Raw genomic sequence first — 13372 nt, forward strand, 5'->3', positions numbered from 1 at the left:
GAAAACTGCGCATTTTTTATATATTGCGGTGCTAGAATAAACAATTTCGACCTGTGCCGATTTATATAAAGTTCAACCGAGGATATTAATGAAAAGCAAACTGAGTCTGCTATTGCTGGCCGCGCTGAGTGCCAATGCTGGTTCGCAAGAAAATCTGAACTATCAAAAACCACCACAAGCCATACTGGACCTGGCCGACTTCCAGCGCGCCCCGGTAGTGAGCATGGATAGCCATAGAAAGACGCTGTTGCTCAGTTATCGCAATACCTATAAATCATTGAATGATTTGAACCAGACAGAAATGCGTCTGGCTGGTTTGCGCATTAATCCGGTCACGAATATTTCCAGCACCCTTACCTATGTCAATAATCTGAAGTTGCGCAAAGTCGACGCCACTGAAGAAGTGCAGGTCAAGGGTTTACCCGAAAATCCTTTGATCAGTCACCTGACCTGGTCGCCGAATGAAAAGAAAATCGCCTTTACCAATACCGCTGCCAAGGGTGTCGAGCTGTGGGTCATAGACGTGGAAACAGCAACGGCGAAAAAACTGACAGAAGCCAACCTGAATGCCAATCTGGGCACGCCATTTGACTGGTACCGCGATAGCGAAAGCCTGCTGATCAAGGTCTTGCCCAAAAACCGTCCTGCCCTGTTGGATGCCAGCAAGGACTTGCCCAGCGGCCCTATCATCTCAACTTCAAGCGGTGCGACTTCACAGAACCGCACTTATGCCGATCTGTTAAAAAACCAGAATGACGAGAGTAACTTCGAAAACCTGACAACTTCCGAGCTGCATAAAATCAGCCTGAATGGCAAGAGCAGCCTGTTCAAGAAGGCTGATATGTTTGCCGATGTCAGCTTCTCGCCTGATGGTAAATATCTGCAGATCAGTACCATACAAAAACCTTTTTCTTACATAGTCCCGCTGCAACGCTTTCCTTCAAAAACCATCGTCAGTGATGTCAACGGCAAGCAAATCAAGGTCGTCAATGAAACGCCCTTGCATGAAATCATTCCCAAGGGTTTTAGTGCTGTCCCTGTTGGCAAACGCTATATGGCCTGGCGCGCTGACAAAGCAGCCAGTCTGAGTTATGTGCAGGCGCTTGACGGTGGCGACCCGGCCAATAAGGCAGAGTTCCGTGATGAAGTGTTTTCCTGGGATGCGCCTTTCGACAAACCCGCAACCTCACTGGTAAAAGTCGCGCAGCGCTATGGTGGCATCGTCTGGGGTAACGATAATCTGGCCGTCGTCACTGATGGCTGGTATGACACGCGCAATACCAAGGCCTATCTGTTTAATCCTTCCAATCCGGCAGAAGCAGCACGTGTGATTTCTGACCGCAATATGCAGGATATCTATTCTGATCCTGGCCGTTTTGAAACCAAATTTAACCAGTACCATCGCCGTGTGCTGGCGATAGAAGATAACAAGGCGTATCTGCTGGGTGCTGGTCACACTAAAAAAGGCCAGTTCCCTTTCATCGATGAAATGGATTTGAGCAGCCTGAAAAAGAACCGTCTGTATCAGTCCACCTATACCGACAAGATAGAAAGCATAGTCTCGATAGAAGATGTCAAAAAAGGAGACGTGCTGGTACAGATACAATCGAAGACAGAATATCCGAATTACTACTTCCGTAATATCAAGGGCGGCAACCAGCTCACGCCAGTGACGCAATTCAAGAATCCCTTCATGGGCCTGAAGGATGTCTCGAAAGAAGTCATCAAGTACAAGCGCAAGGATGGCGTGGAATTGTCAGGCACCCTGTACCTGCCACCAGCCTACGATAAAGAAAAGAAAGAGAAACTGCCTTTGCTGATCTGGGCTTACCCGGCAGAATTCAAGGACAAGGATTCGGCCGGACAAAGCAAGCATAATGAAAACCAGTTCACTTTCCCCGGCTATGCCTCATTCATTTATTGGGTGACGCGCGGTTATGCTGTGCTGGATGATGCAGCCTTCCCCATCATCGGTGAAGGCAAAACCGAGCCTAACGATAACTTCATCCCGCAACTGGTGGACAATGCGCAAGCTGCAATCGATGCGGTTGACGCGCTGGGTTACATAGACCGCAAGCGTGTTGCGGTAGGCGGCCATTCTTATGGCGCCTTCATGACTGCAAATCTGCTGACGCACTCAGACCTGTTTGCCTGCGGTATCGCACGCAGTGGTGCCTATAACCGCACGCTGACGCCTTTTGGCTTCCAGAGTGAACAGCGCAACTACTGGGAAAGCCCCGAGGTGTACAACAAGATGTCACCTTTCATGAGTGCCGACAAAATGAAGACGCCAATGTTACTGGTACATGGTGAAGCCGACAATAACCCTGGCACATTCACCTTGCAAACCGAGCGTTATTTCCAGGCCTTGAAAGGCCTGGGTGCACCGGTACGCATGGTGATCCTGCCCAAGGAAAGCCATAGCTATGCTGCCAAGGAAAACATCATGCATCTGTTATGGGAACAGGATCAGTTCCTGGAAAAATGCCTGAAGAAATAAGCGTAACGAAGATTCAATGACTCCAGTAGTGAGCGCCATGGCTGAAAAAAATCCCGGATCATTAATCCGGGATTTTTTTCGCTACCATGCATACTCGCTTGCGCCCTCATGCAAACTGACTGTCATTTGATCTTCTTGCCGCTTGAGCTGTTCCCACCCTCAACTACCAGGCTGGTCACAACACCATCTGCGTTCTTTTCAAAGCGCACTGCAATCCTGTTATTAAGCATAAAGAAGCTACCGTTCACACCTGAGAAAAGTTCCTGCTGACCAGCACCCAGGGGATCTGCCTTGACGTACAGACGGTCGCCGTCGGCTGTCACCACGACAGGAAAATTAGCGACGAGATATTCACCGGCAAATTTCTTGTATTCTGCGGCATCACCAGCGAGAGCAACTTTCTCTACTACCTTGTAATCAGTCCAGCCGTATTCTGCAGAAATGGCACGCAAGACTTCCTGTATCAGCTCCATGCCATTATCGCTATTTGTCATCAGAGCAGCACCTTGTCCGGTACTGGTAAAGGCGGTGAACATGGTGCGTATACCCACATTACCACCACTATGGCCAAAGCTCTCATGCTCATCCTTGGCTTCACCTAAAAACAGGCCCAGACCATAATCACTGAGCTTGCTGCGCGTCAGCATTTGCCTGGTCATTTCTTGTGACAATACCTTGTTCGATTTGCCTGCACTGCTTTGCTGTATCTCGATGACAAAGCGTGCCAGATCTGATGGTGTGGTCCACAAAGCCGCAGCCCCGAGCTCAGGATAACGATGCCAGTTGCCAGGCACAGGCTTGCCATCAGCAAGGTAGGCAGACGCCGTGATTGCCTGCCAGTTGGCAGGTAATTCATAGCTGCTATGGTCCATGCCCAGCTTGCCGAGCACGTTTTTTTTCATCAAGGCAGAAAAGTCTTCATGCGTAGCATCCATCATCAACAGCTGGACTATGGAATACCCGCCACCGGAATAACGCCAGGCACTGCCGGGTAAAGCCGTCACCATGACAGCGGCAGAATTGGCGGGCTTTTTACCGTCCAGCACTTGCAACAAGGATGGCAGCTCTGCATTGTAGGCATAGCCTTCGAAACCATGCACATTCACTCCTGCGGTATGACTCAATAACCCTCGCAGGCTGACCGCTTGTTTGTCTGTATATGCATTGCGAGGCAGCTTCCATGACACCAGTTGTTGATTGACATCAGCATCCAGATTCAGGGTGCCGCGTTCCACCAGTGCCAATGCTGCCATGGCTGTCACCGACTTGCTGATGGATGCCGCCTGGAAGCGGGTTTCGGCAGTCACCGGCCGCTTGCTGGCCACGTCCGCGTAGCCATAACCACGCGCCCATTCGAGCCTGCCCTGATTGATGAGAGCGATGCTGATGCCTGGTACCTTGAGTGCCTCCATGCGCTCAGACAAACGCATGGGCTGTACTGGCCTGCCCTTGATCACGGTTTGCGGTAACAGGCCATTTTCTATGCGAGCTATATGTGTATCAATAGCAGCATCGTCAGCAACTGCGAGCCTTGCCTGCATCAGGCAACCCAGCAATGACAGGCAAGCTAAGGAAGCGAGGAATTTCTTCATTTGTTTTGAACCCAATTCGTGGCAGACGTGGTCTGGATCGGGGCGACTCTAGCACGGGGTGTCCAATATTAGCAACGCACGTAAGTGGACTCATCAATAAGGAAACGATTCCGGCCAGCTTTCTTGGCAGCATAGAGTGCAAGATCGGCTCTATGCAGAATCTGGTTCCAGGTATCATTCTTGCCAGTCGCAAATGCTGCGCCCATGCTGACTGTCATTGCGACACGGACACTCTGGCTCATGACTGTCAGTGACTCGACTTCCCGACATAAGCGTTTGCCGATTGCCGTCAACTCAGACACCGATATCTGCGGGAAGTAGAGTACAAATTCTTCGCCGCCATATCGTGCAAAGGCATCTCGTTCCCTTAAGGTGCCACTGACATGACGCGAAAACTCCACTAAAACCAGATCCCCCACGGCATGTCCAAAACGGTCATTGATCTGTTTGAAATGGTCCAGGTCCATGATGATTACTGCCATATCCTGGCATATATTTTCTGGAAGCTGATCCAGGAACCAGCGGCGATTTCCTATGCCTGTTAATTGATCTGTCTGTGCCATCAGTTTCAAGTGCCGTTCAGTACGCTCGTTGACCAAAATAACAGTCAGCAAGGCAATGCCGAAATTCAGCAGTATCTGCAGCAGGAACATCTCTGCGATAGAAAAGATGAAGGTCGTCCCAGAGATCAGGCTAATCAGATTGATAGTATAAACAAGCGCACTCAGGAGCAGTGCTACAGCCAATAAGCGGCGAACAGGAAGTGCCTCACTACGGTAATCACGCCGGACTTTCAATGCGGCAAGCATCAAAAAAATAACTGCATTCATATGAAAGACGCTGGCCCGCAAAACGTTTTGACTTGGGAAATTTGTCATCCATCCAAGTAAAGTCAGGCCCACTGGCACTAGCAGTACCAGCTTGTTTTTCTGCCAGCCACGCCGCCCGCTTAATTCGCTCAGTCCGGCCCAAAAAAGCGCATATCCCAAAGTGCCAAGGAAAAGGCTCAGGTGTGTCCACAGCCAATAAGGCAGACTCACATTTTCACCGAGACCTGCAATCGTTGCCCCGACAGCCAAGGCAATAAAAGCAATGGCTAACAAGCCCAGACCTTTCGCCGAGACTAATTGTTTTCGTAAGTACAAAAAAGCAAGTGCGCCGACAAAGAGTGAAGTTTCGTGCAGTAGCAGGACTGTGGCCAGATTGATTTCAGGGAGCATAAATGCGGAGAGGTCTTTGAGAGCATCATGTGATGAGCACGCATAAACAAAATAAGTACACCAGGCGCTTTGCGGTTCAGTTCACTTATTTCAGTTCATTTAGTCGCACTAATATATTAGCCCGCAAGTATAACAAGGGCATGAATTTAAGCCCCGGAACCACACGTAATAAAGCGGTCAATTACAATCAAATGGATGATTGCTTGCATTTTTGAAGAAATAAATAACTAAATTTCATTTTTTTCATTAACAGATGTGAGCCGCTTTCTAAAAAGCCAGGTAGATATTTTTTATCACTCCCACAATAGAAAAACCCCGCTGAATAATCCCAGCGGGGTTGGCAATCTGAAACTGAGCTATATGGCTCAGGCTCAGTGCAGTTTAGCGTTCTATCGCCAGCGCCACGCCCATACCACCACCGATACACAAACTCGCCAGGCCTTTTTTGGCATCGCGGCGTATCATTTCATGGATCAGGCTGACCAGGATGCGGGCACCGGATGCGCCGATAGGGTGGCCAATCGCAATCGCACCACCATTGACGTTGATCTTGCTGGTGTCCCAGCCCATTTCCTTGTTGACGCCGATGGCCTGCGCGGCAAAGGCTTCATTGATTTCCATCAGGTCCAGGTCCTGATGTGTCCAGCCTGCTTTTTTCAGACAGAGCTGGGCGGCAGGTACCGGGCCCATACCCATGATGGTTGGATCGACACCAGCAGAAGAATAAGCCTTGATGCGGGCCAATACTGGCAAACCCAGTTGTTCGGCTCTTTGGGCTGTCATCATGATGACAGCAGCGGCACCATCGTTGAGGCCGGATGCATTACCGGCAGTCACAGTGCCATTCTTGTCGAAAGCCGGACGCAGGGATGCCAAAGATTCCAGCGTAGTGCCATGTTTGATGAATTCATCAGTATCAAAAACAGTTGTACCTTTTTTGCTGACCAGCTCAAAAGGAATGATTTCATCCTTGAACTTGCCCGCTTTTTGCGCGGCTTCTGCCTTGTTTTGTGAGGCCAGGGCAAACAAGTCTTGCTCTTCACGGGTGACGCCGTATTTCTTGGCGACGTTTTCTGCGGTGATCCCCATATGGTATTGGTTGTAGACATCCCACAGACCATCGACGATCATGGTATCAACCAGTTTGGCGTCGCCCATGCGGAAGCCATCGCGTGAACCATTCAATACGTGTGGCGAAGCGCTCATGTTTTCCTGGCCACCGGCGATGATAATGTCAGCATCGCCAGCCTTGATGGCTTGTGCTGCCAGGTGGGTGGCTTTGAGGCCGCTGCCGCATACCTTGTTGATGGTGAAAGCAGGCACCATGTCTGGCAAACCGGCTCTGATAACTGCCTGGCGCGCAGCATTCTGGCCTACGCCAGCGGTCAGTACCTGACCCAGGATGACTTCACTGATCAGGTCACCGCTCAGGCCGGTTTTCGCCAGCAGGGCTTTGATGACATGTGCACCCAGGTCGGAAGCAGCCGTTTTTGCCAAAGAGCCACCAAATTTGCCTACTGCAGTACGGCCTGCAGCTACGATTACCACGTCTTGCATGTGAATTCTCCTGGTTTTGTCCCTGAGGGCAGGGATGGTCAAATGAATGCTGCTGAATTATTGCAAATGCGCCTGCATATAGAATACATGCTCTAGCTTACCACTGCTCGCGCCCGCCTGAGTTCTCGGGCTTTAAAAAAGATGGTGTTTTGCCATGTCTGGTTCTTGATCCTGCTCAAAACCATGCGGTTTATACATGCGCAGCGACCCTGGCCAATACCAGTTCTGCCATCGGCGACAGGCTGCGTCTTGCCAGGCTGACCACACCAATTTCTGCGTGGATGGCTTGCCAGCCATCGACTTTTAGCTCGACCAGTTCACCGCACTTGAGTTCTGCTGCTACTGCTGCTTGAGTACACAAGAGGATGGCATCGCTGTTCATGACTACATGCTTAAGGACATAAATATTGTCGCAAGTAGTGACCATAGGCAGATCCTGGCCGGGTTCCAGGCCAAGAGCCTTGCGCATGGATGACAGGAAAATGTCTGCCAGATATACACTGGCATAACTGGCGTTTTGCAAGTCTTGCAGACTTAGTACCGCTTTCTGCGTCAGTGGGTGCTCACGGCGGCAATACAGGCCACCAAATTGGCGCGTCAAAGGCCTGGTGTTCACATGCTTGTTGGGGTTCAGGGTACGGGTGTCAGCGATGAAGAATTCCAGCTTTTCTGCCAGCAGGTGTTCCATCAGAGTGTCGCTATTATTCACTTCCAGCACGGTACGCATGCGTGGATAGGCGGTCGCCAATTCCGTCAAAACACCGGGTAAAAAACTGGCGGCGGGAAAAGGACCGGCACCAAAAACGATCTGGCCACTTTCGCAATCGCGCAGTTGTGCCATTTCCTGCTTGAGGTTATTTGCCGCATACAATAAATCACGGGCACGTACAACCAACTGCCTGCCGGCGGTAGTGGCTGTGGCACCAGCCTGATCACGGTCAAACAGGCGCATGCCCAACTCATCTTCTAGGCTTGAAATGCTGCGGCTCAATGCAGGTTGACTAAGGCTGAGTTTGTCTGCTGCACGGGCAAAGTTGCCTTGCTCTGCCAGCACGACGACATGTCTGAGCTTGTTGAGGTTCATGTACAGACCATAACAGATCATACCTTTTAGGTATCAATACGATGATTATAATGCACTGGACGTATGCGCTTAAGTGACACACACTGCTTTAAGCTTAGAACTCAGATGGAGACCATACATGGCAGATCAGTCAGGCAACATCAGTCGCAGAAAAGTACTGGCAGCGATGGCAGGGGTAGGCCTGGGTGCCGCCATTGGCGATGTGGCCGACAAGCAGCACAGACCGCGCAGCATACCCAAAGTGCCCTCTGCCATGTCAGCCGCAAGCTTGCGCCAGCGGCAGCCAAATATCTTGCTGATCGTGAATGACCAGTTACGTCACTGGCAAGACTTACCGCCTGGCCTGGGTTTGTCCGCCCATGAAATGCTGCTGGAGCAAGGTACAGGCATGATGAATTTCCATGCGAATACCACGCCTTGTTCGCCTTCACGCTCGAATATGTATTTTGGCCAGCATACCCAGCACACCCTGATGACAGCGAATGTCGATGCGCCACCCTCTTTCCCAAAACTGGCAGATGGCTTGCCCAGCCTGGGACATTTGTTAAGGGCGCAGGGTTATTACACGGCCTATAAGGGCAAATGGCATTTAAGCCACCTGCGTGCCGACCCTGGCCTGGTATATGGCCCTTATCCCAGCACCGAAAATGCATTGGAACCTTACGGTTTTTCTGACTACAACCTTGATGGCGATCCGCACGGCGCTACCTGGACCGGTTACCGCTATGACGGGCAAATCGCCAGTAATGCTGTGCAATGGCTGGGCAGCAAGGGGCGTGACATGCGCGGCAAGCAACCCTGGTTTCTGGCTGTGAATTTTGTTAATCCGCATGATGTCATGTATGTCAGCACTAGCGATAAACAGGTAGCCAGCCGGCAGCAGCGCAATATGTTGTCGCCCTTGTCCAGCCCACCCACTGGCGGCGTTTACGACAAAAACTGGGACCTGCCTTTGCCGGACAGTTATTACCAGGATAAATTAAGTGACAAACCCTGGGCCACCAGTTCTTACATGGAAATGTGCAACTGGCTGTATGGTCATATCGATCCACACGATGAATCTGCCTGGCGCGCCTATCAAAGTTATTATTTCAATTGCGTGCGTGATGTAGACAGCCATGCCCTGACCGTCTTGCAGGCACTGAAAAAGCTGGGCATGGACAAGGACACCATCGTCATCTATACCTCAGACCATGGTGAGATGGCCGGTGCGCACAAGCTGCGCCAGAAAGGGCCGTTCATGTACAAGGAAAACATGCGCCTGCCTTTTATCGTGCGCCACCCCGATGTGGCCGGTGGCAGGATGACGAATGCATTGGGTTCACACATGGACCTGGTGCCCACCATTCTGGGTATGGCTGGTGTGGATGCGCGTGCAACTGCTGAAAAATATCCCTATTTGAAAGGTCTGGACATCAGCGCCGCCATCGGCACAGCTGGCGCGGCCACAGAACGCGATAAAAAAGGGATTTTGTTTAATTACGGCGTTCCTTTGTATATGGACCCGGAATTTACGCGTAAAGGTGCAAAGACCGGCAAGACTTATAACCGGCTGAGTTCGCTCTTCATCGGTTTTGAAAGCGGTCAGTTCCTGCCAAGCCTGGACAACCCGGCCCTGTTCCGTGGCATCCATGATGGCCGCTATAAATTTGCCCGCTATTTCAAACCTGCTGATCATCACCAGCCACGCGACTGGCAAAATCTGACGACACGCAACCAGTTGGAGCTTTATGATACGCAAACCGACCCGAATGAAATCACCAACCTGGCAGCAAAGCCCGAGCAATACAAAGATTTGTTGCTAGACTTGAACAGTAGATTGAATGTACTGATCACTGCCGAAGTAGGTGCCGATCTGGGCAGGGATTTGCCGGGACCGGCATTTTTATATCAACGTGGAACCTGAACAAGCTGGGGGAGAGCATGCAAGAAAAAACCATAAGCAAAATCCTGTACGTTAGCGGCACAGTCACCATGCTGGCTGGCTTGCAGTTTATTGCTCCCACCCTGTTCTTGCAGGCATCAGGCATGCAAGTAGGCGACGTCACCGGCCTGTTCTTTGCCAGGCACTGGGGTTTGATGGCTTTTGTGGTGGGCGCGCTGATCATCTATTCAGTTAAACAAACGCAGGCAAGAAGGGCGATTTTACTGGCGGCGGCTGTTGAGAAACTGGGACTGGTTGTGATGCTGGCCATCAACTGGACTGAGCCCGCCTTGCAGGGTCTTCGTAACGCAGCCTTGTTTGATGGCGTTTGCGTAATACTGTATCTGATTTATTTATTGGGTAAACAACCAGCGCAACCAGCGCCATCAACTTCACCACCAACGCAGACTTGAGTTATGGCTGCCCATGAAAAAATCCCCTCATGCGAGCATCAGGGGATTTTTTTACTGCAACTCACCGCAGTGAGCCTGAATCTACAATTGCTAAATTACTTCTTTTTAGCAGTTGCTTTTTCAGCCGCTTGTGTGAACTGCTGGGTAGCCTTGTTCAGGTTTTCTTCCAGAGTTTGCACAGCTTGCTTGGTTGTCTTGGACAGTTGCTCGTAACCTGCGTTGATGTTGCCAACAACAGATTTCAAGGCTGTTACAGCTTGTTCGGAACCAGCTGGTGCATTTTTAGTCACTTCATCGATCAGGGAAATCACTTTAGTGTTAGTTTCAGCGATGTGCGCTTCAACTGCTTTAGTGAATTCTTGCTGAGTTGCTGTAGTGATGCTCGCCAGGTGACGGCCATAAGCCAGGGCTTTTTCAGCATTTGGCCGAGCTTGGGCTGCAGACAAAGTGAAAAATTCTTGTGGGTCTTTGGCGCTCAACAGTTGCTTGGCAGCAGCAGTACCTTCTTCGAAACTTGCCTTGGCAGCATTGACGTTCAGGGCAAACAGCTGCTCCAGGCCTTCAAATGCTTTTTTGTTCAGGGAAGTCAGGGAAGCAAATTGGGCTTCCAGGTTAGCTTTAGTCGTAGCGATAAATTGTTCTGGTGTATTGGTAGTCATGGCATTCTCCGGTAGATGGAATTAAGTGGCTTTAGTAATCGGCAGCGCTTTCCATGAATTCTTGAATGGTGCACCGCAACAATTACGATTCTACACGTAGAATTTAAAACGTCAAGCACTTTTTGTGCATCGCACCAAAATTATCTAAATGATATTTTCAGATATCTATCTGCTTTTCCTGAAATTACTTGCCCTGCTTACTCTTTAGGCACATGCCTGGCATAGGCGTGACCTGCCAATATTGCTATTTAGAAAATTTTCTTTCCAGCATCAACAAGGCTTCCTTATTCTGTAAACCACCCGCATAACCTGTCAGCGCGCCATTACTGGCGATCACCCGGTGGCAGGGAATGATGATGGACAAGGGGTTACGCCCATTCGCCGCTCCCACGGCACGTACTGCCTTGGGTCTTGCTATACCCTGCGCCAGGGCCAGATAGCTGCTGGTCTGGGCGAAGGGTATGCGGCGCAAGGCTGCCCATACCTCTTGCTGGAAGTCTGTGCCTGCAGATAAATCCAGCGGCAAATCAAAATCCTGGCGCTGCCCGGCAAAATATTCCTGCAGTTGCTGGCGTGTCTGTATCAGGACAGGATCAGACTCATCTTCTTGCCAGCCTGCACTACCTTTGAAGTGCTTATGGTTTTCAAAATAGACGCCGCTGAGACCACGCTCACTGGCGGCTAATAATAATTGCCCAACCGGGCTGCTGTAATTAATGTATTTCATGATATTTCCTTCCCTCTTTCTTTACTCTTTACTTAGTGATTGCCATAGCAGGAGTGCTGCATAGGCCCGCCACGGTGCCCAGGGCTGGGCGATGCTCAGTAATTGTTTTTCAGTCAGGCGCTCGCTTACCGGTGTCGCCAGTAAAGCCGCCGCTTTTTGCAAACCCAGGTCCCCCGCCGGAAAGGCATCCGAGAAGCGCAGGGCGCGCATGACGATGTATTGCGCCGTCCATTCGCCTATGCCTTTAACAGTCTTCAGTTTTGCCACCATCTCATCTGAACTGGCAGCCAACTGTCTTTGCAAGCCGCCATCAAGTGCAAACCGGGCGATGTTTTGCAGGGTGGCAGCACGGGCACCGGGTATGCCTATGCCTGCCAGTTGGTCTATCGACAGGTCTACGATGGTTTGCGGGCTGGGGAAGTGGTGGGTGACAGCAGCAAACGGTGTAAGCACCGGTTGACCAAAACGGGTCACCAGCCTGCCAGCGACGGTAGTAGCACCAGCCACACTGACTTGCTGGCCCAGCACGGCACGGATAGCCAGCTCAAAGCTGTCAAAGGCACCCGGCACGCGCATACCAGGCGTGCGCAGGATTTGCCCGGCCAGCAAGCTATCTGTTTGCAAATGACTTTGTATGACAGCAGGGTTGGCTTCCAGGTCAAATTGCTGCCTGACTCTGGCCATCAAGGGCATGAGTACCGGTGCCAATGAAGGCGAGACTTGCAAGCTGAGTTGCTGTTTGGCTGGCAGATGCGCGACTTTGAGCCAGCCTTCCAGCCCATCCATCTGCACACTGCGCACATAGGCTTTGCCGCCTTTTTCATCGATGACGGCTTCCAGTCCCGGCATGGCGCGCCCGGCAAGGTAAGCGATCACTGCGTCCCAGGCATAGGGTGGGCGGTAAGCCAGTTTCAGACTAACGCCTTCGCCAGCACTATCTGCCGCACGCCGTATCGAGCCTGGCGCCATTTGATAGCGCTCTGAAAACAGGGCATTGAAGCGCCTGACACTGCCAAAACCGGCGGCAAAGGCAATCTCAGCCATCCCCAGTTGGGTTTCTTGCAGTAGTTTTTTTGCAAACAATAAACGCTGGGTTTGCGCCAGTTCTACCGGGGTCACACCAAATTCCTGCAACATGACGCGGCGCAACTGCCGTGAAGACAAGCCGACCTGGTGGGAGAAATTTTCTATGTCCATTTCATTCAGAGCACCGTCAGCGATTTTTTGCCAGATGGCATGGGCAAGATTCTGTTGTATCGCATAAGGTGCCAGCTCGGGGCGGCAACGCAGGCAGGGGCGAAAACCGGCAGCCTCTGCCGCGGCAGCACTGCTGAAAAACTCACAGGACGATTCACGTGGCGTCTTGACGCCACACACCGGACGGCAATATACGCCCGTAGTTTTGACACCAGTAAAAAACACGCCATCGAAACGGCTGTCCTTGGCGGCCAGTGCACGGTAATAACACTGCTTTTGTGTCAAACCATCGCTAGCCTCAGTCAGCATGAGACTGGTCGCGTCAGGCGGTACTGCTGTTTGATGCTTGCCCTGCATGGTTGGTATCTGCTGTTCCATAGCCGCCACTTTCTTATGCGTAATCAATTCCCGGATAGCTAAAATTATGTACCCAATTTGCAATCTGCATTACTATCTTCAGGAATCGTTATACGCGAGTGCCAGTCACTCTTCTAGCCAT

The 13372-nt window shown here is 51.1% G+C and carries 10 protein-coding genes; 3 read left to right on the forward strand and 7 right to left on the reverse strand.

Annotated elements, in window-relative coordinates:
• The first annotated feature begins 88 nt into the window (after positions 1-88).
• Positions 89-2500 (forward strand): alpha/beta hydrolase family protein, encoded by a 2412-nt coding sequence (locus AC3WQT_RS11600; protein ID WP_492704033.1) that lies wholly within the window; start codon positions 89-91, stop codon positions 2498-2500.
• Between the two features lie 122 nt (positions 2501-2622).
• On the opposite strand, the gene AC3WQT_RS11605 is transcribed toward AC3WQT_RS11600, so the two are convergent.
• From AC3WQT_RS11605 to AC3WQT_RS11620, 4 genes are all read right to left on the reverse strand, one after another.
• On the reverse strand, positions 2623-4092 hold the full coding sequence (locus tag AC3WQT_RS11605) for a serine hydrolase (RefSeq protein ID WP_492704034.1): 1470 nt from the start codon (positions 4090-4092) through the stop codon (positions 2623-2625).
• A 68-nt stretch (positions 4093-4160) separates the two neighbouring features.
• On the reverse strand, positions 4161-5312 hold the full coding sequence (locus tag AC3WQT_RS11610; protein WP_492704035.1) for a GGDEF domain-containing protein: 1152 nt from the start codon (positions 5310-5312) through the stop codon (positions 4161-4163).
• Positions 5313-5693: 381 nt separating this feature from the next.
• Positions 5694-6869 carry an acetyl-CoA C-acetyltransferase gene (locus tag AC3WQT_RS11615; RefSeq protein ID WP_110254571.1) on the reverse strand — a complete coding sequence of 392 codons (1176 nt, stop codon included), beginning with the start codon at positions 6867-6869 and terminating at the stop codon, positions 5694-5696.
• Positions 6870-7059: 190 nt separating this feature from the next.
• The gene (locus AC3WQT_RS11620; protein ID WP_492704036.1) at positions 7060-7953 is read right to left on the reverse strand and encodes a LysR family transcriptional regulator; all 894 of its coding nucleotides are present in this window, start codon (positions 7951-7953) and stop codon (positions 7060-7062) included.
• Between the two features lie 118 nt (positions 7954-8071).
• Between AC3WQT_RS11620 and AC3WQT_RS11625 the strand changes: the two genes are divergently transcribed.
• Both AC3WQT_RS11625 and AC3WQT_RS11630 read left to right on the forward strand, forming a co-directional pair.
• Positions 8072-9859: a sulfatase family protein gene (locus AC3WQT_RS11625; RefSeq protein WP_492704037.1), complete on the forward strand. Its 1788-nt coding sequence runs from the start codon at positions 8072-8074 to the stop codon at positions 9857-9859.
• A gap of 17 nt (positions 9860-9876) precedes the next feature.
• Positions 9877-10290, forward strand: a complete 414-nt coding sequence (locus tag AC3WQT_RS11630; protein ID WP_492704039.1) for a hypothetical protein — start codon at positions 9877-9879, stop codon at positions 10288-10290.
• Positions 10291-10385: 95 nt separating this feature from the next.
• Here the strand turns inward: AC3WQT_RS11630 and AC3WQT_RS11635 are convergent, their stop codons facing one another.
• The 3 genes from AC3WQT_RS11635 to AC3WQT_RS11645 form a co-directional block, all read right to left on the reverse strand.
• Positions 10386-10949: a phasin family protein gene (locus AC3WQT_RS11635; protein WP_492704040.1), complete on the reverse strand. Its 564-nt coding sequence runs from the start codon at positions 10947-10949 to the stop codon at positions 10386-10388.
• A 244-nt stretch (positions 10950-11193) separates the two neighbouring features.
• Positions 11194-11676, reverse strand: a complete 483-nt coding sequence (locus tag AC3WQT_RS11640; protein ID WP_492704042.1) for a methylated-DNA--[protein]-cysteine S-methyltransferase — start codon at positions 11674-11676, stop codon at positions 11194-11196.
• A 21-nt stretch (positions 11677-11697) separates the two neighbouring features.
• Complete coding sequence (locus AC3WQT_RS11645) at positions 11698-13251, reverse strand: DNA-3-methyladenine glycosylase 2 family protein (RefSeq protein WP_492704043.1); 1554 nt, start codon at positions 13249-13251, stop codon at positions 11698-11700.
• Positions 13252-13372: the final 121 nt, after the last annotated feature.

It is taken from the genome of Undibacterium sp. FW305-107, assembly GCF_058788535.1.

What these genes read in the sequence shown, in the direction of transcription:
- AC3WQT_RS11635 (WP_492704040.1), bottom strand. Translation starts at nt 10,949, where the DNA reads ATGACTACCAATACACCAGAACAATTTATCGCTACGACTAAAGCTAAC.
- AC3WQT_RS11630 (WP_492704039.1), top strand. Translation starts at nt 9,877, where the DNA reads ATGCAAGAAAAAACCATAAGCAAAATCCTGTACGTTAGCGGCACAGTC.
- AC3WQT_RS11605 (WP_492704034.1), bottom strand. Translation starts at nt 4,092, where the DNA reads ATGAAGAAATTCCTCGCTTCCTTAGCTTGCCTGTCATTGCTGGGTTGC.
- AC3WQT_RS11625 (WP_492704037.1), top strand. Translation starts at nt 8,072, where the DNA reads ATGGCAGATCAGTCAGGCAACATCAGTCGCAGAAAAGTACTGGCAGCG.
- AC3WQT_RS11610 (WP_492704035.1), bottom strand. Translation starts at nt 5,312, where the DNA reads ATGCTCCCTGAAATCAATCTGGCCACAGTCCTGCTACTGCACGAAACT.
- AC3WQT_RS11620 (WP_492704036.1), bottom strand. Translation starts at nt 7,953, where the DNA reads ATGAACCTCAACAAGCTCAGACATGTCGTCGTGCTGGCAGAGCAAGGC.
- AC3WQT_RS11640 (WP_492704042.1), bottom strand. Translation starts at nt 11,676, where the DNA reads ATGAAATACATTAATTACAGCAGCCCGGTTGGGCAATTATTATTAGCC.
- AC3WQT_RS11645 (WP_492704043.1), bottom strand. Translation starts at nt 13,251, where the DNA reads ATGGAACAGCAGATACCAACCATGCAGGGCAAGCATCAAACAGCAGTA.
- AC3WQT_RS11600 (WP_492704033.1), top strand. Translation starts at nt 89, where the DNA reads ATGAAAAGCAAACTGAGTCTGCTATTGCTGGCCGCGCTGAGTGCCAAT.
- AC3WQT_RS11615 (WP_110254571.1), bottom strand. Translation starts at nt 6,869, where the DNA reads ATGCAAGACGTGGTAATCGTAGCTGCAGGCCGTACTGCAGTAGGCAAA.